The following is a 21,566-nucleotide window of genomic DNA, read 5'->3' on the forward strand; positions in this document are numbered from 1 at the left end:
CCTTGCCTCTATAATAGGAGGATAGCGGAAGGATGGAGCGCAAGTGAGCCACGATCAGAAACCCGCGCGCGTCAGGATCGTCGCGAACGGCGCCGAGACGGACGCCCGTCGGCGCGGCGATGCGACGGCGATCGCGCCGATGCCGACCACCGGACCAGTCGATGGTCATCATGCCGCTGCAGGCAACAGGGTCGCGACGATCGTGTTCGCGCTGCTGTTCCTTGGCGCCGCCGCCGCTGCCGCGGTCGCGGTGACCTTGGCCTTCGCATGATCCGCCTCGCCATCGCGCTGGCGATCGGCGCGGGGCTGGCCGGACCGCATCCCGCGCGCGCTGCCGAACCGTCGCATCCGAGCGCGCCGCACCCGGGCACGCCCCACCCAAGCACGACGCCCGCGCAACCGTCGCCACCCGCCCCCGCCCGCCCGGCGCCTGTACCCTTTGCCGCCGAGCTCGACGCGCAGCCGCTGCCGCCGGCGCGCGCCGCCTGGACCGCGATGAGCGAGCAGGCGGCCTGGGCGGCGCTCGCGACCGCCACGCCCGCGACACGGCAGGCGACACGCTGGCGCTATGCGGTCGCCCTGATCGCGCGCGACCGCGCCGGCGAGGCGCTCGGCGTGCTCGACGTGATGGCGGCCGACGATACCGGACTTGCAAAGGTCGCCGCGTGGCGGCGCGCGCGCGGCGTCGCGCTCGGGCGCCTCGGGCGGACCGATCCGGCGATCGCGGCGCTCGACGACCCTGCGCTCGCGACCGATCCCGAGACCTGTCTGTGGCGGATGCGGATCCTGGCGGAGGCGGGTCGTGCGGCGCCGGCGCTGGGCGTGCTCGGCTGTGCGATGCCCGCGCTGAACGCGCGTGGCGCCAAGGCGCGCCGCCCCTTCATCCTCGCCGCGGCGCGCGCAGCGATCGACGCAGGCAGGCCCGGCCCGGCGCGCGACTGGCTCGATCGCATCCCGGCGACCGACGCGGCGGCCGCGCTGTTGCACGGCGAGGCCGACCGCGCGCTCGGCGCCGCCGCGACGAGCCGTCGCTGGTTCGATCTGGCCGCACGCACCGGTGATCCCGAACAGCGCGCCGCAGCCACGCTCGGCACGATCGAGACCGAACTGGCCGCGCGTACGCTCGCCCCGCCGGCTGCGGCGCGGCGTCTCGCGGCGCTGCTGTTCCGCTGGCGGGGGGGCATGGTCGAACGCCGCGGGCTGACGCTGGCGATGAAGCTCGCCACCCGCCGCGGCGACGAACCCGCATTGCTGGCGGCCGCCGCCGCGCTGCCGCGCTACGGCAATGTCGGCGCCGACGCCGCGCCGCTGTCGGCGACCGTCCAGGCGCATCTCGTCGCGCTGGTGGCGCCGCAATCGACCATGCCGCTCGGCACCGCCGCCGGCCTGCTCTGGGATTATCGCGACCTGATGCCGACGGGGGCGGACGGCGACCGCGTGGTGTGGATGCTCGCCGACCGACTGCAACAGGCCGGGCTCTATCGCCGCGCCGCCGAACTGCTCGAACGCCGGCTCGGCGCCACGCAGCGCGACGTCGAACAGGGCCCCCTGTCGATCCGCGTCGCGACGCTGCGGATCCTGGCGGGCGCGCCCGACGCCGCGGTCCGCGTGCTGCGCGAAACCGCGATGATTCCCTATCCCGACGCGATCCAGGACGAGCGCCGCCGGCTCCAGGCGGTCGCGCTCGAACTGCTCGGCCGTCACGCCGAAGCGGTGGCGACGCTCGCCGACATCCGCGACGCGACGCCGATCCGCGCCAAATTCGACTGGCACGCGCGCGACTGGTCGGGGCTCGTCGCCAGCGGCACCGCGCTGCTGCCCGCCCCCGGACCGCGCGGCGGCCTGTCCGCGGAGGGTCAGGCAATCGTCCTGCGCCAGGCGATCGCCCATGCGATGCTCGGACAGGAGGCTGCGCTGGCGCGGCTCAACCGGCGCTATGCCCGCGCCTTCGCCGCGCTCCCCACCGCGCCGGTGTTCGCGATGCTGACCGCGCCGGTCGGAGGCTTCGACCCGGCGCGGCTCGACTCCGCGATGACCGCGCTGTCCGCGGCAGGCCCCGCGGGCGCGATCGGCGACCTGCTGACCGCGGGACAGGCGGCGCGGACGTCGACGCGGCTGGACTAGGCCGCCGCGCCCCTGCCCACGGATCATGCGCGCCGCCTGCGAGTTGACCCTGTTCACCAGGAGAGCCGCATGCCCAGCACGATCGCGCAGATCATCACCGAGATCGCCGCCGAGATCACCGACGACGCCGCGCGGATCGAGGCATCGGCGGACCGCAAGGAGGAGGCCGCGCCCGGGCCGATCGGCATCGCGGTCGCGCTGACGTCGGGCACGCTGCTGACCGCGGGCGCGGCGACGACGGCGTTCCCGATCCAGAGCATCTCGAAGCTGTTCGCGCTCGACCTCGCGCTTGCGGCGATCGGCGACGACGTCTTTGCGCGCGTCGGCAAAGAGCCGTCGGGCGACCCGTTCAACTCGATCGTCGATCTCGAGCGGACCAAGGGCGTGCCGCGCAACCCGTTCATCAACGCAGGCGCGCTGGCGGTCGTCGATATCCTGGTCGAACACCGGCCCGAGGACGGCGACGACCCGGCGGTCGCCCGGCTGATCGGCCGCGAGACCGGGGCCGATAGCGTCACGTTCGACGAGGACGTGATGGCGTCCGAGCAGGAGGGTGGCGACCTGAACCGCGCGATGATGAGCTTCATGCGGCATCACGGCAATCTCCATGCCGATCCCGACGCGGTGATGGCCGCCTATGTCCGCAACTGCGCGATCGCGCTCGATTGCCGTGGCCTTGCCAAGGCGGGCGCCTATCTCGCGGCGACGCGGCGGTCGCCTGATGACCCGGAGGCCGACGCGGTCGCCAGGCGTCACCGCACGGTGCTCGGCCTGATGATCACCTGCGGTCATTATGACGGGTCGGGGGATTTTGCGGTGCGGGTCGGCCTGCCCGCCAAGAGCGGCGTCGGCGGCGGCATTCTCGCGATCGTGCCGGACCGGGCGGCGATCGCGGTCTGGTCGCCCAATCTCGACCAGCATGGCAACAGCATCCTCGGCATCCGCGCGCTCGAGATGATCGCGCACCGGACCGGCTGGTCGGTGTTCGGACCGCCGCTGGTCTGACGCTCAGGCGGCGAGCCGGGTAACCGTCACCCCCGAGGATTGCGGGTCGGTATCGCCGGGTGCGCCGATGATCGTGTCCCCCGGCAGCTCGGCGAAGTCCGCCGTTGCATCGGTGAACGGGACGACCGGCCGCCCGAGCAGATAGCCCTGCGCCACGTCGCAGCCGATATCGTGCAGCACGTTGAGCTGTTCGCGCGTCTCGACCCCCTCGGCATGCGTCAGCACGCCCAGTTCCTTGCCGATCGCGACGGTCGCGCGCAGCACCGCCATGCAGCGCGGATCATTCGCCGCCTCGGCGACGAAGCTGCGGTCGATCTTGATCCGGTCGAAACGGAAGTCGCGGAGATGCGCGAGCGACGATTGACCGGTGCCGAAATCGTCGAGCGACACCTTGATGCCGAGCTTGCGGATCCGGTCGAGCATCGCCGCGGTCCGGCCCGCATCGTCGATCAGCGCGGTCTCGGTGATCTCGATCTCGACCCGCTCGGGGGCGACGCCGTGGATCAGGATCGCCTGCGTCAGGCTGTGGAGCAGCCCTTCCGACTTCAGCTGCGCGGCGGAGATGTTGATCGCGACGTTGAGATGCGGCGACCAGCCCGCGAGGTGGCGGCACGCCTCCATCATCACCCAGCGGCCGATATCCTCGACCAGCCCGCATTGCTCGGCGATCGGGATGAAGACGCCCGGCGGGATCCAGCCGCGCACCGGGTGGTTCCAGCGGATCAGCGCCTCATAGCCCGTCGTGCCCCCGGTCAGCAGATCGACGACCGGCTGGAAGGCGAGTGCGAAGCCGCCCGTCTGGACCGCTTCGTGCAGGTCGTCGACGATCCCCTGACGTTCGGCGAGCCGTTCGGCGAGCCCGGGCAGATAGGCCTGCGCGCGCCGCCGCCCGAGCCGCTTGGCCTCGTACAGCGCCATGTCCGCGCGCTTCATCAGGTCGTCGGCGGAACAGGCGCCCGAAAAGTGGGAAATGCCGATGCTGCAGCTCGGCAGCAGCCGGCAGCCGTTGATGACGACCGCGCCGCTCAATTGCGCGACGATCGAATCGGCGAGCGCCGCCGCCGCCTCACCCGTCTCGCTGGCGAGGATGGCGAGCTCGTCGCCGCCCATCCGCGCGATGAAGCTGTCCTGGGGCAGCAGCCGCGTCAGCTCGGCCGCGACATGGACCAGCAGCTGGTCGCCGACCGCGTGACCAAAGGCATCGTTGATCCGCTTGAAATCGTCGAGGTCGATCATCAGCAGCGAGAAGGGCGTGCCGATCCGGATCCGCGCCTCCTTCTGCTCCCGCAGCGACCGGCGGTTCCCCAGCCCGGTCAGCGGGTCGTGATAGGCCAGGTGCGTCAGGTTGCGCAGCGCCTGCCGCTCCGCGCTGACGTCGTTGAAGGTCAGCACCACGCCCTTGGACTGCATCGGACGGCACTGCATCCGATAGACGCAGCCATCGTCCATCGCCCATTCGCGGTCGAACGTCGCGTCGGTCCGGATCCATTGCTGCATCGCCGCGCGGATCTCGGCGCGCCGCTCGGGCCGCCAGCCGCGATGCCGCGCGACGGTGTCGATACAGACGGTGATCGGCATGCCCGGCGCGATCGCCCCGTCCGGGATCGCGTACATCTCGAGGAACCGGTGGTTGAAATGCTGCAGCCGGGCATTGCCGTCGATGAACACCAGCCCGTCCGACATGCTCTCCAGCACCGCTCTCAGCGTCTGCCCCTCTTCCTCGCGCGTCGTCCTGAACCGCTCGAAGGTCAGCAGGCTGGCGAGGCAGGTGACCGACACGCCGAACGCCATGCAGGCGGCGACGAGGCCCGGCGACAACAGGCTGCCGCGGACGTCGCCGATGCTGCCGATCACGATATCGCCCGACAGCGCGACGAAATGCGTCGTGCAGATCGCGAGCGCGAACAGCATGCAGGCGGCGGTGCGCGAGCGCGCCCAGCCGCGGTGGAGCTGCCACGTCGCCATCAGCACCGTCCCGAGCACCAGCCCGGTGATGTTCGTCGGCCAGGAGAATACGTGGACGCAATCGGTCATGCCCGTCAGCCCGACCGCATGCATGCACCAGATGCCCGCGCCCGCGATCGTCGCCGCGGCGATCCGCGCGACGCGGCGGCGCAGGCGGGTGACCGCGACCAGCGGCACGCCGACCAGCGCGATGCCGACCAGCGCGGACAGGATCGTGATCGGCACGTCGTAGCGGAGCAGGAGGTCGGGACGATAGGCGAGGATCGCGATGAAATGCGTCGCCCAGACGCCGAGCCCCGCGGCGAGCGCAAGCGCGGCGTGCCGCCAGCCGAGCGGTTCGCCGGGCTGCGCCGCGGTCCGGTCGAGATCGATCGCGAGCATCGCCACCGACCAGCTCGCGGTCAGGCAGATTCCGACCGCGACGGCGACCAGCGACCCCGAATGCTCGAAATGAAGATTGAAAAGGGGGACCACGATTTTTGCTCTCAGGAAGTCACTCCCAATCGCATGAATTTATTAAAGAAAGTTATAACCGAAACGGCTTGATAGGTCCCCTTGCCCGGCCGGCACGATCAATTGCCCGCCGAGGCGACCACGGCCCGGGTCACGTCGCCCATCAACCGCATCCGCACCGGGATCGGCTCGCGCGTGCTGGCGATCATCACCGCGACCGCATAGCGATGGCCGTTCGGCGCGACGAGCAGCCCGATATCGTTATAGCCGGTCGACAGGCTGCCCAGATCCTGCCCGGTGCCGGTCTTGTGCGCGAGCGACCAGCCCGGCCGCAGCCCCGACTTCAGCCGCAGCGGCCCGGTCTTGCTCGACCGCATCAGCGTCAGCAGCGATGCGGTCGAACGCGCGCTCAACAGCTTGCCCTGCGCGAGCAGCGACAGGCCGAGCGTCACGCCATTGGCCGACGCACCGTCGTAGGGCGCCGCGAGATAGCGGTTGAGCGCCTTCGCCCGCGCCTCGTAGGTCATCGCCGCGCGCGCCTGGAGAAAGCCCCAGCCCCCCGCCCATTCGGGCCGCCATTCGAGCCCCGCGGTCTTCGCCTGCAGCACCCGTTCGCCCGGGCCGAAGGTCACGCCCTCGACACCCTTGGCGTCGAGCATCCGGTTGATCGCCGCGGGCCCGCCGACGCGCCACAACAGCACGTCGTTGCAGGTATTGTCGCTGCGCGTCATCGCGCCGCGCAACAGCTCGTCGATCGTCGTCGTATAACCGTCCGCGCCGATCAGCGTGCGGATCGGCTGATGGAACAGCGTCAGGTCGGCACGCGTCAGCGTGACGCGGTCGGACAGCGAAATCTGCCCGCGGTCGACGGCGTCCATCACCGCGATCGCCACCCACAGCTTGCTGACGCTTTGTTGCGGACGCCGCGTGTCACCGTCCCAGGCCACCACCCAGCCCTCGTCGATGTCGCGCACGGTGATCCCGACCTGTCCCTTGAAGCTCGCGCCGAGCGCCTGGACCGCGTTGAGCAGGTCCGCCGCGGGCTGGGGCCTGGTCGACGGCCGCGTCGGCGACGATGGCCGGGGCGCCGGCGCCACGGTCGTGACGGTCAGCGGCGGCGGTGCGGGACGCATCGGCTGGCGCCCCGCGGGAACGCACGCGCCCAGGCTGGTGACCGCGGCAAGGATCCCGGCGAGGCGATGAGACACTGAAATTGGCACGATAAGTTCCCCTTGTCCGCTGCTTAGCGCGCTGAGCGCTGCGCGGAACCCGAAAGCTGCCGCATCCGCCGCGTTTCGGGTTCCGCCGGTCGCACGCCGCCGATCCGCCGCGACCCGGCTTTGGCCCCGGTGGCGGTGGCCGGCCCACCACGTCCGCCGCCCCTTGCCTGGCTGGAACCGGGACAATCGATTGCGTCAATTCTGCAACATTATGACGTCCATATGAAAGTCGTGCGTATTTTCGGTTGCAAAGACGGGACCGCTATGGCCGTTTGTTGCCAGGACAGGTCAGAGACGAAGCCGGACAGGCGGCCGTCCTTGCGTGTGACAGGGCAATTTCCGCAGGCGCGCCAAGGGGAATCGGCGGTCTGGAACGGCGATGATGGGGGAGGATCCTGAGAGCCACTTTTCAAAGGGGGCTTAGGATGATCAGATACACGACCTCGACCGTCGCACTGGCGGTCGCACTTCTTGCCGGGTCCGCCGCCTTCGCAGCGACGCCCGGCAGCGGCCAGAATGGCGCCGCGCCCACACCCGCACCGGCCAGCGCCGTGCAGGAAAGCGTACCCGACGCCGCCAGCGCGACCCCCGAACCGTCGAACGACATCGTCGTGCTGGGCACGCGCCGAACCGATCGCACGCTCGCCACGTCGCCGTCGCCGGTCGACGTGATCAGTTCGGCCGAACTGACGTCGCAGCCCGCCGCCAACATGATCGACGCGCTCAAGAATATCGTGCCGTCCTTCTACGCCGGCCAGAATTCGATCTCGGACGCCTCGACCTTCGTCCGCTCGCCGTCGCTGCGCGGCCTGTCGGGCGATCAGGTGCTCGTGATGATCAACGGCAAACGCTATAACCGCTCCGCGCTGGTCCAGGTCTATGGCGGCAGCGACACCGGGCTCGGCCGCGGCGCGCAGGGGCCCGACATCTCGGCGATCCCGTCGCTCGCGATCGGCAATCTGCAGGTGCTGCGCGAGGGCGCGACCGCGCAATATGGCTCCGACGCGATCGCCGGCGTGCTCAATTACGGCCTGCGCGAGGATCAGGGGATCGAACTGGTCGGTCGCGCCGGCCAATATTATGCGGGCGACGGCGAAAGCTATCAGATCGCGGGCAATGCGGGCGTGAAGGGCGACTGGGGCTTTATCAACGTCACCGGCGAATATGTCGACGAAGGGCAGACCAGCCGCGGCCGCACCCGCCCCTCGGCCGCCAATTTCGCGCAGAATTTCCCGGCGCTCGCGAACCAGCTCCCCAATTATCCGCTGCCCGTGCAGATCTGGGGCAATTCGCCCTCGCACGGCTTCAAGTCGGTCTACAACTCGGCGATCAACGTCACCGACAACAGCAAGATCTACGTCTTTGCCAATTATGCGCAGAGCAAGGGCAATCAGAGCTTCAACTACCGCGCCTCGGTGTCGAGCACCGCGGTCGACACGAACGGCGTGGTCCGCAATCAGGGCGCGAACGGCGCGTTCAACAACACCTTCTTCCTCACCCCCTGCCCCGCCGGCAACGCGACCTGCCCGAGCGGCGGCTTCGTGCGCGACGGCAACACCTTCCGCTTCGGCACGCTCTACCCCGCCGGCTTCACGCCACGCTTCGTCGGCAAGACGCAGGAAGTGTACGGGGTGCTCGGCTACAAGGGCACGTCCGGCGCCTTCAGCTATGACCTGTCCGGCACGCTGGCGCGCAACAAGCTGTCGCTGTCGATGTATGACTCGGCCAATTTCTCCTACGGCCCGGCGACGCAGACCAGCTTCGACTTTGGCGACCTGATCCAGAAGGAAACCAACTTCAACGCCGACTTCACCTATGCCGCCGACCTCGGTCTCGCCGCACCGCTGACCATCTCCGCGGGCGGGGAGTTCCGCAAGGAAACCTACGAACAGACCGCGGGCGACACGCAATCCTATGCCGCGGGGCCCTATGCGATCGCGCAACAGCTTTTCACCCAGACCGCGCCGGGCGTGTACGTCGCCTCCGGAACGACCGCGGCGCAGGGCGTCGGCGCGAGCGGCTATGCCGGCACCAGCCCCGCCACCGCAGGCAAGTTCAGCCAGAAGGCCTATGCCGCCTATGTCGGTCTCGAAACGGACCTGACCGATGCGCTGACCGTCGGCGCGGCGGGCCGGTACGAACATTACAACACGTTCGGCGACGCCTGGGTCGGCAAGGTGAACGCGCTGTACAAGTTTGCCGACGCCTTCTCGGTCCGCGGCAGCTTCGGTACCGGCTTCCACGCACCGTCGCCGGGCCAGTCGAACGTCTCGATCGTCACGACCTCGTTCAACAACGGCGTCGCGTTCCAGGCGGGCACCTACCCGACCAACACCGCGGTCGCGCAATATTATGGCGCGAGCAACCTGACCCCGGAAAAGTCGACCAATTACGGCCTCGGCTTCATCCTCGAACCGGTCCGCGGGATGACGGTCACGGTCGATGGCTACCGGATCAACCTGCGCAACCGGATCGGCCTGACCTCGCCCTTCATCGTTACCGCGGCGGACCTTGCCGCGCAGCCGGCGTTGCTGCCGGTCGGTGTCGGCGGCCAGGTCCAGTATTTCACCAACGGCTTCAAGACGCGCACCCAGGGCATCGACGTCGTCGGCACCTACCGCACGCGGTTCAGCGAGGCGGAGCTGAACTTCTCGCTGGCGTATAACTACAACGACACCAAGGTTACCGAGTTCGATGCCCGGGTGGTCGGCACCGCGCAGCTGATCGACGCGGAAAATCTGGCGCCAAAGCACCGCGTCGTCTTCAATGCCGGCTGGACGCTCGACAATCTGAGCCTCAACGTGCGCGAGAATTACTACAGCTCGTTCACCAGCGCGCAGGATTACGGCCAGACCAACGGCGTGCCGAACCAGGTGTTCAGCGGCAAGTTCGTCACCGATCTCGAGCTCAGCTACACGTTCGCCGAGCATTTCACGGTTGCGGTCGGCGCGCAGAACTTCACCGACGAGCATCCCGACCGGCTCAAGCCGACCTCGACGGTGCAGATCTATCCGCTGACCGGCGGCACGTCCGACGGCCAGGTCTATCCGCGCAACGGCGGGCCGTTCGGCTTCAACGGCGGCTTCTACTATACGCGTCTCCGCGTGAAATACTGAGACCGGGCGGGGGGCGCCGCGGTGCCCCCCGTCATCTCACCACCGGATCAGTGCGCGGCGGCGGGGTCCACCGGCCGGGCGGGCCGTGGCGCCAGCCAGATGATCGCGGCGGACACGAAAAAGATCAGCGCGGCAAAGGCGAACAGGTGGTTCGTCGCCAGCGCGAAGCTTTCCTGCTCGACCACCCGCTCGATCAGCCCGCGCCCCTGTTCCGCGCTCAGCCCGTGCTGCTGCGCGTTGGCGATCACCTGATCGCCATTGTTGAGGATGTTGGTCAGCTCGGCGCGGTTCGTCTGCGCGTTGTTCTGCCACATGGTGCTGCCGATCGAGGTGCCGATCGCCGCCGCCAGCGTCCGCAGGAAGCTCATCACGCCCGCCGCCGACGCGGTCTCCTCGGGATTGACCGCGCCCAGCGCGATGATCGTCAGCGGGATGAAGAAGAACGGCATGCCCAGCCCCTGGACGAGTTGCGGCGCCGCCAGGATCCAGAAATCCGCGCCGCTGAACCAGAAGGTCCGCAGCACCGACGTCAACCCGAGCCAGAAGATCCCGAAACACACCAGCGCGCGCGGATCGACCTTGTTGCTCAGCTTGGCGACGATCGGCGAGAAGATCACCGCGAGCACGCCGTTGAACGCGGTGACATAGCCCGCATCGCTCGCGGTATAGCCCATCGTCGACTGCAGCCATTGCGGGATGATCACGACCGAGGCGAAGAACGTCCCGAAGCTGAAGGCGAGCGCGGTCACCGCGACGGTGAACCCGCGGTGCCGGAACACGCGCAGGTCGACGATCGGGTTGCCCGCGGTCAGCTCCCAGATCAGGAAGGTGACGAAGCCGATCGCCGCGACGATCGCGCAGCCGACGATGAAGCTCGACCCTAGCCAGTCATGCTCACGCCCGAGATCGAGCATGATCTGCAGCGCCGCGATCCACACGACCATCAGGAACAGGCCGAACCGGTCGATCGGCACGATCTCGGTCTTGGTCTCCGATTTGCGCAGCAGCGTGAAGACGCCGACGATGCAGAAGATCGCGATCGGCAGGTTGATGTAGAAGATCCACGGCCAGGACCAGTTGTCGCTGATCGTCCCGCCCAGGATCGGCCCGAGGATCGGCGCGGTGACCGTCGTCATCGCCCAGGCGCCCATCGCCGCCGCGCGTTTCTGCGGGGGGAAGATGGTCAGCAGCAGCGTCTGGGTCAGCGGCATCAGCGGGCCGCCGCAAAAGCCCTGCCCGATCCGGAACGCGACCATCGCGCCGAGCGACGAGGCGAGGCCGCACAGCGCCGAGAAGACCGCAAAGCCGATCATCGCCGCCATGAAGACGCGGATCGTGCCGAACCGCCGGACCAGCCACCCGGTCAGCGGCACACAGATCGCCTCGGCGACCGAATAGGAGGTGACGACCCAGGTCCCCTGGGTCGGCGACACGCCGAGCCCGCCCGAGATATGCGGCACCGACACATTGGCGATGGTCGTGTCGAGCACCACCATGAAGTTGGTCAGCGCCAGCACGAAGCCCGCAAGGATGAGGCGCGGGCCGGTCAGCACCGGCGCGGACGTGTCGGCGGCCATCGATCCGTTCCTAGCGATCGCCCGAGATGTCGATCTCGGCGTCCATCGACAGCCCGACGCGCAACGGATGATCGCGCAGTTCCTTGGGGTCGAGCGCGATGCGCACCGGCAGACGCTGGACCACCTTGATCCAGTTGCCGGTCGCGTTCTGCGCGGGGATCAGCGCGGACGACGCGCCGGTCCCGCCGGCAAGCCCGACGACGCGGCCGTGATAGACGACGTCGTCGCCGTGCAGGTCGGAGATCAGCGTCGCATGCTGGCCGACGCGGACATGCTGCAGCTGGCCTTCCTTGTAGTTCGCATCGACATAGAGCTGATCGACGGGCACGATCACCATCGCCGCGGTGCCGGGTGCGAGCCGCTGGCCGATCTGGACGTTGCGCTGCGAGATCACGCCGTCGATCGGCGCACGCACGACCGCACGCGACAGGTCGAGCCGGGCCTGGCGCAGCTTGGCGCGCGCGGCGAGGACCTCGGGGGCGTTGTCGCGCGTGGTGCCGCGGGTCAGCGCGGTGTTGGCGGCGCGATCCTCGAGCGCGGAGGCGCGCGTCGCGGTCGCCTGCGCGATCCCCGCCTGCGCGATCGCGACATTGGCGCGCGCGGTGCGCAGCGCGTTCGTCGCCGCGGTCACCTCGTCGCCCGATACCGCGCCCGCCGCGACCAGCGCCTGGCGACGCTGATAATCGATCTGCGCGCGGTCGAGATTGCCCTGGGCGAGCAACAGCTGCGCGCGGGCGGCACCGATATCGGCACCGCGCGCATTGGCCTGCGCCTGGAGCGCATCGCCCGTCGCCGCGGTCTGGCCATAGCGGCGCTCGGCGCCTGCCAGATCGGCCTCGGCCTGCGCGACCGCGATCTGCAGATCGGCATCGTCGAGCCGCATCAGCACCTGCCCGCGCTTGACGGTCTGTGTGTTGCTCACAGTGACCGCGATCACCTGCCCGCTGACCAGCGGCATGACCTGCGCGGTTTCCGCCGCGACATAGGCATTGTCGGTCGTCACGCGCTTCGAGAGGACCAGCGCATCGTAGACGAAATACAGGATGGCGATCACGACCAGCACGGCCGCGAAGATCAGCAGCAGCCGCTTGCGCTTGCCCGGGTTGGCGGTGTCGACCTTGGGGCTGTCCTTGGGATCGGCCTTGGGCTCCTCGGCAGGAGTCTGGTCGCTGTCGTGGGATGGGGTGTCCATCATCGTGTCCCGCTGGTCTGGATAAGGGGTTGGAAGCCGCCGCCGAGCGCGCGCACCAACTGCACGTCGAGCGCGAACCGGCGCGAATCGATCGCGGCGACCGAACGCCGCGCGGTCAGCACCGCTTCCTCGGCGCTCAGCACGTTGAGAAAGGTCGACAGGCCGCCGCGATAGCGCAGCTGCGCGACCTGATACGCGCCTTCGGCATCGACCAGCGACGCGCGCGCATCGCGCATCTGTGCGGCGACCTGGCGCCGGCTGGTCACGACATCCGCGACCTCGCGCAGCGCGTTGATCACGATGCGGTCATAGCTGCCGACCGCTTCGTCATACTGGCCGCGCGCCTGCCGGTACTGGCCCTGCAGCGCGCCGCCGCGAAAGATCGGCAGGCTGATCGCCGGGCCGACATTGCCGATGCTCGATCCGCCCTTGAACAGGTTGTCGAGGCCGAGCGATTGCAGCCCGATCAGCCCCGACAGGCTGAGATTGGGGTAGAAATCGGCGCGGGCGACCTTGATCCGGCTCGCCGCCGCTTCGGCGCGCGCGCGCGCGGCGGCGACGTCGGGACGCCGGCCGATCAGGCCGATCGCCGCGTCGGCGGGGAGTTCGGTGGTGAGCACGGGCACCGCCGGCCGGGTGATCGTCAGTGCGCGATCGGGCCCCGCGCCAATCAGCGCGGCGATCGCGTTCTTGGCGAGCGCGATCTGTTCGGCGTTGCTGGCCAGGTCGACCCGCGACGCCGGCACCGCAGAGCGCGCCTGTTTGAGCTCGGCCTGCGTGTCGAGCCCGATCGCGACCCGCTCGTTCACCAGCCGCTCGCTCGCGCTGCGCACCGCATTCGCCCGCTGCAGCACGTCCTGTTCGGCATAGAGCCGCGCGAGATCGGCATAGCGCGCGGCGATATCGGTTGCGAGCGTCAGCGCCGCCTGCTCGCCGTCGAGCCGCGCCGCCTCGGCCCCCGACGTCGCCGCGACCAGTGCCGCACGGTTGCGCCCGAACAGGTCGAGATCGAGACCTGCGTCGAGTGCCAGCCGGCCCGTATCGTTCCAGCCCTTCGGAATGAATTCCGCGGGGATGCCGTTATTGTAGCTCTGCTTGTTGAGCCCGACCGTGCCCTCGGCATCGAGCCGCGGCTGGTTGGCGGCACCCGCCTGCTGCACCGCGCCGCGCGCCGTCCGCACGCGGGCCGCCGCGATCGCGATGTCGGGCGATCCCGCCAGCGCCTCGGTGATCAGCGTGTCGAGCTGCGCATCGCCGTAACCCCGCCACCACTGCGCCGCCGGCCACGTCGCATTCGACGCCGGGCCGTTCGACGCGAGGCTGTTGCGCGATGCATAGGTGTCCGCGGATGCCAGGACGGGCGGAGGCCCCAGATCGGGCACCGCGCAGCCGGCAAGCCCGGCTGCGATTGCAGTGCAGCCGGCGAATCGAATCAGTCGCATTGAATCATCGTACTCCTGCGTACGCTCGGCAGATGGTCCCGGGTCGTGGACTTGTCAATAAATAATCGTACCGTATAGTACGGCTATGTCCGAGCCGAAAACCCGCCGCGATCTGAACCGCGAAGCCCGTCGCGAGACGATCGTGGCGACCGCGCGCGAGGCGTTTCTCGACCATGGCTATGCCGCCACCTCGATGTCGACGATCGCCGTGCAGCTCGGCGGGTCGAAGGGGACGCTCTGGGCCTATTTCCCCTCCAAGGAGGATCTGTTCAGCGCGGTGCTCGACGACGTCACGTCGAACTTCCGCCAGAGCCTCGAAGATGCGCTGCGCCCGGGGCGCGACTGTGCGACGACGCTGCTCGATTTCCTCGAACGCTTCCAGGGCAAGCTGCTGCATCCCGACAGCATCCGGCTCCACCGGCTGATCGTCGGCGAAGGCGGGCGGTTTCCCGAGATCGGTCGCATCTTCTATGCCCGCGGCCCGCAGATCGTGATCGAGCAGCTTTCACTCTATCTGCGCGGGCGGATGGACGCCGGCGACCTGCGCGCCGATGATCCGGTGCAGGCAGCGATGCACCTGCTGCTGCTCGCCCAGACGCAACAGAATCTGCGGCTCTGGGGAGTGGTCGGCATGCCCGGTCCCGAGGAAGCGCGCCAGCAGGCGGCGCGCGCGCTCGATCTGTTCACGCGCGCTTATGGGGCTAAGGTCGCACCGTAACGGCGTTACACGCGGGCACCGGGAGCCGGAGCGTCCTCCCCCGCTGCAACCGTGTCGCCGCCCCCGCCGCCTCCGCCCTGTCCACCACCGCCCCCGCCCGAACCCCGGCCTGCAGCGGCCCCCTCGCGCTCGCCCTTGCCGCGTCCGCCGCCGGCGGCCGGCCGCGTCGGGCCCTGCGCGGGCAGGACGAGGTCGGTCGGGACGGGCGCGAGATCGAGCGCGGCGCGCACGAAATCGCGCAGTGACACGACCAGCGCGTGCGTCGGGACCGGGCGGCCTGCCGCAAGTTCGCCCGCGGCCTGCGCCGCCAGCCGGACCTGCTCGTCGGTGCCGAGCAGGATGATGTCCGACAGCGCCGCCTCGACCGCGTCGCGGATCCGCCGGCCGCGGTCCGATCCGGTGTCGATCGCGACATCTGCGGCATCGGCAGGGACCGCCTCGCCCCGGCGACGCAGGTCGCGGCGATGCGCGGGGTCGACCGTCAGCGTGCCCGTGAACGAGCCGCCCAAGGTCTTGTAGGCCGCGATCAGCGTACGCAGCCGTTCGTTGATCTGCCGGTTGATCCGCTCGCGCCGCTGCTGGATTGTCATCATCGTGACGAGGCGGATGCCGACGCCGATCGCCGTCACCAGCGCGAGCCCGAACAGCGTCAGCAACGTGGTCTGCCAGGAACTGAAGTCGATCGTGCGCATGGTCGCTCCGCTATTCCGGGTCTGCGTGAGTCCCGATGCGGCACCAACGCGCATCGCGGGTCGATGCCCCCGGGATATCGTCAGGGCCGCTGGGCGTAGTCCGGTCGACCCGGAAGCCATATCGTGCGATGGCAAGTCTCGTGACGTCGCCGGGAAACGATCTGCCATGCCCCTGATGCTCCTGATGGTGCTGCCGTTCGCGGCGGCGCTGATGCTGGCGCTCGGCGCGCGTGGCGGCCGTCGCATGCATGTCGGGATCGCCGCCGGTGCGAGCGCGGCGGGGCTCGCGCTGCTGTTTCTCGCCGCGCCCGCGGTCCTTGCGGGAACCCCGCTGGCCGCGCGGATCGCGTGGATCCCGGCGCTCGGGCTTGATCTCAGCCTGTGGCTCGATCCGCTCGGGCTGCTGTTCGCCGGACTGATCCTCGGCATCGGCCTGCTCGTCGTGATCTATGCGCAGGGCTATCTCGCCAAGGCTGAGCCGACCGGGCGGTTCCTGTCGTTCCTGATGCTGTTCCAGGGCGCGATGATCGGCATCGCGCTGTCGAACAACATCCTGCTGATGCTGATATTCTGGGAACTGACCAGCCTGTCGTCGTTCCTGCTGATCGGCTTCTGGCGCGACCGGGCCGACGCGCGGCAGGGCGCGCGGATGGCGCTCGCGGTGACGGGCGGCGGCGGGCTCGCGCTGATCGCGGGGATGCTGCTGCTCGGCCAGGCGGCGGGATCCTATGAGCTCGCGACGATCCTGACGCGCGGCGCCGTCGTCCAGGCGTCGCCGCTCTATCCCGCGATCCTGACGCTCGTCCTGCTCGGCGCGTTCACCAAGTCGGCGCAGTTCCCGTTCCATTTCTGGCTGCCGCACGCGATGGCCGCGCCGACGCCGGTCAGCGCCTATCTTCATTCCGCAACGATGGTGAAGGCGGGCGTCTTCCTGCTCGCGCGGCTGTGGCCGGTGCTCGCGGGCAGCGACTTGTGGTTCTATCTGGTCGCCTCGACCGGGCTCGTGACGATGCTGTTCGGCGCGGGCGTCGCGCTGTTCCGCAACGATCTGAAGGCGATCCTCGCCTATTCGACGATCAGCCAGCTCGGGCTGATGGTGATGCTGCTCGGCTTCGGCACGCCCGCCGCCGCCGCGGCAGCGGTGTTCCACATCCTCAACCACGCCGCGTTCAAGGCGGCGCTGTTCATGAACGCGGGCATCGTCGATCACGAGACGGGGACGCGGGACATCCGTCGCCTCGGCGGGCTCGCCGCGCTGATGCCGCTGACCGCGACGCTCGGCACGCTGGCGGTCGCGGCGATGGCGGGGCTGCCACCGCTCGGCGGGTTCATCTCCAAGGAAATGATGCTCGAACAGAGCCTGCATGCCGCGCAGGACGGCCAGTCCTGGCTCGTGCCGCTGCTCGCGACGATCGCGGCGACGCTGTCGGTCGCCTATTCGCTGCGTTACGCCACCGCACAGTTTTTCGGGCGTCGCGCGACGGGGGATGTCGCCGCGCCGCACGATCCCGGCATGGCGATGATCGGACCGTCGATCGTGCTCGTGCTCGTCGCGCTCGGTTTCGGGCTGTTGCCGATGACGATCGCCGGGCCGCTGGTGCGCGCCGCGACGGGGGCGGTGATCGGTGGCAGCCCGCCCGCGCTGGATCTGGCGCTGTGGCACGGGATCAACCCCGCCCTGGGGATGAGTGCGCTCGCGGTCGTGATCGGTGCGCTGCTGCTGTGGCGCCGCGCGCCGGTCGCGCGCTGGCTGGACGGCCGGCCGGCGCTCGATGCCAAGCGGCTGTTCGACGGCGCGATGGCGGCGATCGTCGCGCGCAGCCGCGACGCCTCGCTCGCGATCCACGCGCCGTCGCTGCAACGCTATCTGTTCATGCTGTTCGCGGTGGCGGTGCTGTTCGGGATCGACGCCGCGCTGACGCCCGGCGGGCTGCCCGCGGGAACGCGCGCGACGCTGCCCGCGTCGCCGGTCGCGGTCGTCGCCTGGTTCGCGCTGGTCGTCGCGACCGGCATCGTCGTGGCGATGCAACGCCAGCGCTTCCTCGCGCTGGTCTTCATCAGCGTCATCGGCCTCGTCATCGCGCTCGCCTTCGTCCATCTTTCCGCCCCCGATCTCGCGCTGACCCAGATCGCGGTCGAGGTCGTGACGATCCTGCTGATGCTGCTCGCGCTGCACCTGCTGCCCAAGGTTCCGCCGCAACTCTCCAGCCTGCCGCGCCGCAGCCGCGATGCGCTGCTGGCGGCGGTCGCCGGGATCGGCACCGGCTGGGCGGCCTGGGCGGTGATGACGCGCGACCTGCGCGACACGGTCTCGTCGTTCCACTGGGCGAACAGCTATCCGGGCGGCGGCGGGACCAATGTCGTCAACGTGACCCTGGTCGATTTCCGCGCATTCGACACCTTGGGCGAGATCATCGTGCTCGGGATCGCGGGGCTGGCCATCTATGCGCTGCTCGAGCCCGCGGCGCGCGGCACGGCGGGGCGGCGGTTACGCGAATGGCGGCACGACATGCCCCATTCGCCCGAGCGCCATCCGATGATGTTCGTGATGGCGACGCGGCTGCTGCTGCCGCTCGCGCTGCTGGTCGGCCTCTACATCTTCCTACGCGGGCATAACCAGCCCGGCGGCGGGTTCATCGCCGCGCTGGTCGTCTCGATCGCGATCCTGCTGCAATATCTCGCCTCGGGGTTCGACTGGACCGACGACCGCCGCCGGATCGGCGAACATCCGCTGATCGCGGTCGGCGTGCTGATCGCGACCGCGACGGGGCTCGGCTCGCTCGTCTTCGGCGCGCGCTTCCTGACGAGCAGCTTCGGCTATTTCCATATTCCGCTGGTCGGCGAGGTCGAACTCGCGACCGCGATGTTCTTCGATACGGGCGTCGCTTGCGTCGTCGTCGGCGCGGTGATGATGGCGCTCGCCCAGCTCAGCCACGTCGCGCAGCGCGCGGCGCGCAACCGCGATCAGGCCGACGAGGAGACATCGACATGAGTCTCGAATTCCTGATCGCCAGCGGAATCGCGGTGCTGACCGCAGGCGGCGTTTATCTCGCGCTACGCGGCCGCACCTTTCAGGTCGTGCTCGGGCTGACCTTGCTGTCCTACGCCGTGAACCTGTTCCTGTTCGCGATCGGCCGGCTCGTCGTCGACCGCCCGCCGCTGTTCGCCAAGGGCGTGACCGACCATGCCGATCCGCTGCCCCAGGCGCTGGTGCTGACCGCGATCGTCATCACCTTCGGGATGACCGCGCTGGTCGTCATCCTGTCGCTGCGCAGTTTCCTCGAAAGCGGATCGGACCAGGTCGACGGCATCGCCGACGCCGTCCCCGGCCCGGAAGAGGATCGCGCATGACGCTGCTCGACCATCTCGTGATCGCGCCGGTCGTGATCCCCGCGATCATCGCGCCGCTGACGCTGATGGTGATGCGGCGGCGGCGCCATGTCGGCGTCGCGCTGTCGCTTGCCGGCTGCGTCGCGATGCTCGTCGTCGCGCTCGCGCTGTTCGGCATCGCGCAGGACGACGCGATCCGCGCCTATCCGCTCGGCGGCTGGCCCGCCCCGTTCGGGATCGTGCTGGTGCTCGACCGGCTGTCCGCCATGATGCTGGTGCTCGCGGCGGTGCTCGCGCTGGTGGTGATGCTCCACGCGGTCGTCACCGCAGTCGACCGCAAGGGCTGGCATTTCCACCCCCTGTTCCAGTTCCAGCTGCTCGGACTGAACGGCGCGTTCCTGACCGGGGACCTGTTCAACCTGTTCGTGTTCTTCGAGGTGCTGCTGATCGCCTCCTACGGGCTGATGCTCCACGGTCAGGGGGCGGCGCGGCTGAAGGCGGGGGTCGCCTATGTCGTCGTCAACATCGTCGGCTCGGCGCTGTTCCTGATCGCGCTGGGGCTGCTCTACGGACTGACCGGCACGCTCAACATGGCCGATCTCGGCCAGCGCATCGCCGCACTGGGCGCGGCGGACCAGGGGCTGATCCGGCTCGCCGGGCTGTTGCTCCTCGCGGTGTTCGCGCTGAAGGCAGCAGTCGTGCCGCTGCATCTGTGGCTGCCGCGCACCTATGCCGCGACCGCGCCGGTCGTCGCCGCGCTGTTCGCGATCATGACCAAAGTCGGCGTCTATGCGATGATCCGGGTCGTGCCGCTGATCTTCGGCGATGCCGCGGGCGCCGCCGCCTGGGTGCCGGCGCCCTGGCTGCTGCCCGCCGCCGTGCTGACCGCGATCATCGGCTTCGTCGGCGTGCTGGCGGCGCGCGCGATGCGCGAACAGGCGGCGTTCGCGATCCTCGGCTCGACCGGGACGCTGCTGCTCGCGGTATCGTGCTGGGCACAGGCGACGACCGCCGCCGCGCTCTACTATCTCGTCCACGCGACGCTGGCGGGCGCGGCGCTGTTCCTCGTCGCCGACGTGACGCTGCGCCGCCGCGGCCAATATGGCGATGCGATCGTCCCCAGCCCGCGCTTTGCGGGGCAGCAGGCGACCGGGCTGCTGTTCCTCACCGCGACGATCGCCGCAGTCGGCCTGCCGCCGCTGTCGGGGTTCGTCGCCAAGCTGTTCATCCTCCAGACCAACGTCACGGCCGCGCCGTCGCCGCTGATCTGGGCGACGGTGCTGGGCACCACGCTGATCGGCGTGGTCGGCTTTGCCCGCAGCGGCAGCACGCTGTTCTGGAAGGCGGCCGACGATGCCGACCCGATCGCCGGCGCGGACCGGTCGCGCGCCGAACTGATCGCGCCGGCGACGCTGCTCGTGCTGCTCGCGCTGCTGACGCTCGGCGCCGGCTGGGCCACCGCGCAGGCCGAGGCGACCGCCGCGCAGATCTATGCCCCCGATCGCTATGCCGCGGCGGTCCTGACGGAGGCGGCGCGATGATCAAGCGCCTCCTCCCCCACCCCGCGCTGACCGCGATGCTGGTCGTCGTCTGGCTGCTGATGGCGAACAGCATCACGGTCGGCGGGATCCTGCTCGGTCTGGTCTTCGGGATCGTCCTGCCCAAGTTCACCGAGCCCTTCTGGCCCGATCGCCCGCGCGTCCGCTTCGGGCGCGCGCTCATCGGCTATGTCGGCCTCGTGCTCTACGACATCGTCGTCGCCAATTTCGAGGTCGCGCGGCTGATCCTGTTCCGGCGCAACCGCGATCTCCGCTCGCGCTGGCTGGTCGTGCCGGTCGCGCTGTCGTCGCCCGAGGCGATCACCGTGCTCGCCGCGACGATCAGCCTGACGCCGGGGACGGTCTCGTCCGACGTGTCCGCCGACGGGCGCTTCCTACTGGTCCACGCGCTCGACGTCGCGGACGCGGACGCCGAGATCGCGCGGATCAAGACCCGCTACGAGGCGCCGCTGCTAAGGATCTTCGCATGATCGCCACCGCCTTGCAGATCGCCGCCATCGCCATCGCGCTCGCGCTGCTGCTCAACGGCTGGCGGCTGTACCGCGGGCCCGCGCTCGCCGACCGGATCCTCGCGCTCGACACCATGGTGATCAACGTCATCGCGGTGATCGTCGTGATCGGCATGATGGGCGGCAACGACACCTATTTCGAGGCCGCGCTGCTGCTGGCGATGGTCGGGTTCGTCAGCACCATCGCCTATTGCAAGTTCCTCCTGCGCGGGGACATCGTCGAATGAGCGGCCTCGTCGAGTTCATCATCGCCGGGCTGATCCTGCTCGGCGCGGCATTCGTGCTGATCGGCAGCTGGGGGCTGGTCCGCCTCCCCTCGACGATGGAGCGGCTGCACGGCCCGACCAAGGCGACGACGCTCGGGCTCGGCGGGCTGTTGCTGGCGTCGGTCGTATTCTTCCAGGTCCGGCTCGGCGTCTGGACCGCGCACGAGCTGCTGATCTCGCTGTTCCTGTTCATCACCGCACCGATTTCGGCGAACATGATCGCCAAGGTCCATCTCCACCGTGCGCGTACCGGCGACCGCCCCGATCACGACGGCATTGCGGGGCCGCCGCCCCGGCCCGACCCGGATAGCGAAGGCGAATGGGCGACGTTCGAGGCGCCGCATACCGACACGCAGGCCTCGATCGAAAACCCCTGAGCGTCCGCACGGGGGTCGCGC

17 protein-coding genes are annotated in these 21,566 nt (G+C 69.5%); 11 read left to right on the forward strand and 6 right to left on the reverse strand.

What is annotated here, in order from left to right; translation table 11 throughout:
- Positions 1–43: 43 nt before the first annotated feature.
- The 3 genes from IFS44_RS19625 (at position 44) to glsA (ending at position 3,129) form a co-directional block, all read left to right on the forward strand.
- Positions 44–271 carry a hypothetical protein gene (locus tag IFS44_RS19625; protein ID WP_056408817.1) on the forward strand — a complete coding sequence of 76 codons (228 nt, stop codon included), beginning with the start codon at positions 44–46 and terminating at the stop codon, positions 269–271.
- Positions 268–2,124, forward strand: a complete 1,857-nt coding sequence (locus IFS44_RS19630) for a hypothetical protein (RefSeq protein ID WP_192099740.1) — start codon at positions 268–270, stop codon at positions 2,122–2,124. The genes IFS44_RS19625 and IFS44_RS19630 overlap by 4 nt, the downstream gene beginning before the upstream one ends.
- A gap of 69 nt (positions 2,125–2,193) precedes the next feature.
- Positions 2,194–3,129 (forward strand): glutaminase A, encoded by a 936-nt coding sequence (glsA, locus tag IFS44_RS19635; protein ID WP_192099741.1) that lies wholly within the window; start codon positions 2,194–2,196, stop codon positions 3,127–3,129.
- Between the two features lie 3 nt (positions 3,130–3,132).
- On the opposite strand, the gene IFS44_RS19640 is transcribed toward glsA, so the two are convergent.
- Both IFS44_RS19640 and IFS44_RS19645 read right to left on the reverse strand, forming a co-directional pair.
- Complete coding sequence (locus IFS44_RS19640) at positions 3,133–5,568, reverse strand: EAL domain-containing protein (RefSeq protein ID WP_192099742.1); 2,436 nt, start codon at positions 5,566–5,568, stop codon at positions 3,133–3,135.
- Between the two features lie 98 nt (positions 5,569–5,666).
- On the reverse strand, positions 5,667–6,767 hold the full coding sequence (locus IFS44_RS19645; RefSeq protein WP_342366504.1) for a serine hydrolase: 1,101 nt from the start codon (positions 6,765–6,767) through the stop codon (positions 5,667–5,669).
- A 425-nt stretch (positions 6,768–7,192) separates the two neighbouring features.
- On the opposite strand from IFS44_RS19645, the gene IFS44_RS19650 reads away from it, so the two are divergent.
- Positions 7,193–9,883, forward strand: coding sequence for a TonB-dependent receptor plug domain-containing protein (locus IFS44_RS19650; protein ID WP_192099743.1), 2,691 nt, complete (start codon positions 7,193–7,195; stop codon positions 9,881–9,883).
- Between the two features lie 47 nt (positions 9,884–9,930).
- Here IFS44_RS19650 and IFS44_RS19655 read toward each other — a convergent pair whose 3' ends face one another.
- Genes IFS44_RS19655 through IFS44_RS19665 form a run of 3 tightly spaced genes read right to left on the reverse strand, consistent with a single transcriptional unit; the run spans position 9,931 to position 14,094 of the window.
- Positions 9,931–11,460 carry a DHA2 family efflux MFS transporter permease subunit gene (locus IFS44_RS19655; protein WP_107931505.1) on the reverse strand — a complete coding sequence of 510 codons (1,530 nt, stop codon included), beginning with the start codon at positions 11,458–11,460 and terminating at the stop codon, positions 9,931–9,933.
- A 10-nt stretch (positions 11,461–11,470) separates the two neighbouring features.
- Positions 11,471–12,655 (reverse strand): HlyD family efflux transporter periplasmic adaptor subunit, encoded by a 1,185-nt coding sequence (locus tag IFS44_RS19660; RefSeq protein ID WP_192099744.1) that lies wholly within the window; start codon positions 12,653–12,655, stop codon positions 11,471–11,473.
- Positions 12,652–14,094 (reverse strand): efflux transporter outer membrane subunit, encoded by a 1,443-nt coding sequence (locus IFS44_RS19665; RefSeq protein WP_192099745.1) that lies wholly within the window; start codon positions 14,092–14,094, stop codon positions 12,652–12,654. Before IFS44_RS19665 ends, IFS44_RS19660 begins: the two co-directional genes overlap by 4 nt.
- An 85-nt stretch (positions 14,095–14,179) precedes the next feature.
- Here IFS44_RS19665 and IFS44_RS19670 point away from each other — a divergent pair, with 85 nt between their 5' ends.
- Positions 14,180–14,812 carry a TetR/AcrR family transcriptional regulator gene (locus IFS44_RS19670; protein WP_192099746.1) on the forward strand — a complete coding sequence of 211 codons (633 nt, stop codon included), beginning with the start codon at positions 14,180–14,182 and terminating at the stop codon, positions 14,810–14,812.
- Positions 14,813–14,817: 5 nt separating this feature from the next.
- Here the strand turns inward: IFS44_RS19670 and IFS44_RS19675 are convergent, their stop codons facing one another.
- Positions 14,818–15,504 carry a hypothetical protein gene (locus tag IFS44_RS19675; protein WP_192099747.1) on the reverse strand — a complete coding sequence of 229 codons (687 nt, stop codon included), beginning with the start codon at positions 15,502–15,504 and terminating at the stop codon, positions 14,818–14,820.
- Between the two features lie 166 nt (positions 15,505–15,670).
- Between IFS44_RS19675 and IFS44_RS19680 the strand changes: the two genes are divergently transcribed.
- Genes IFS44_RS19680 through IFS44_RS19705 form a run of 6 tightly spaced genes read left to right on the forward strand, consistent with a single transcriptional unit; the run spans position 15,671 to position 21,545 of the window.
- Positions 15,671–18,496 (forward strand): monovalent cation/H+ antiporter subunit A, encoded by a 2,826-nt coding sequence (locus IFS44_RS19680; protein ID WP_192099748.1) that lies wholly within the window; start codon positions 15,671–15,673, stop codon positions 18,494–18,496.
- On the forward strand, positions 18,493–18,855 hold the full coding sequence (locus IFS44_RS19685; protein ID WP_192003252.1) for a Na+/H+ antiporter subunit C: 363 nt from the start codon (positions 18,493–18,495) through the stop codon (positions 18,853–18,855). The genes IFS44_RS19680 and IFS44_RS19685 overlap by 4 nt, the downstream gene beginning before the upstream one ends.
- Positions 18,852–20,375, forward strand: coding sequence for a monovalent cation/H+ antiporter subunit D (locus IFS44_RS19690; RefSeq protein ID WP_192099749.1), 1,524 nt, complete (start codon positions 18,852–18,854; stop codon positions 20,373–20,375). The genes IFS44_RS19685 and IFS44_RS19690 overlap by 4 nt, the downstream gene beginning before the upstream one ends.
- Positions 20,372–20,863, forward strand: a complete 492-nt coding sequence (locus IFS44_RS19695) for a Na+/H+ antiporter subunit E (RefSeq protein ID WP_192099750.1) — start codon at positions 20,372–20,374, stop codon at positions 20,861–20,863. Before IFS44_RS19690 ends, IFS44_RS19695 begins: the two co-directional genes overlap by 4 nt.
- Positions 20,860–21,129, forward strand: a complete 270-nt coding sequence (locus IFS44_RS19700; protein ID WP_031395560.1) for a K+/H+ antiporter subunit F — start codon at positions 20,860–20,862, stop codon at positions 21,127–21,129. The genes IFS44_RS19695 and IFS44_RS19700 overlap by 4 nt, the downstream gene beginning before the upstream one ends.
- Positions 21,126–21,545, forward strand: a complete 420-nt coding sequence (locus tag IFS44_RS19705; protein WP_192099751.1) for a Na+/H+ antiporter subunit G — start codon at positions 21,126–21,128, stop codon at positions 21,543–21,545. Before IFS44_RS19700 ends, IFS44_RS19705 begins: the two co-directional genes overlap by 4 nt.
- Positions 21,546–21,566 lie beyond the last annotated feature (21 nt).

It is taken from the genome of Sphingomonas sp. CFBP 13706 (assembly GCF_014842355.1).
GTDB classification, from domain to species: domain Bacteria; phylum Pseudomonadota; class Alphaproteobacteria; order Sphingomonadales; family Sphingomonadaceae; genus Sphingomonas; species Sphingomonas aerolata.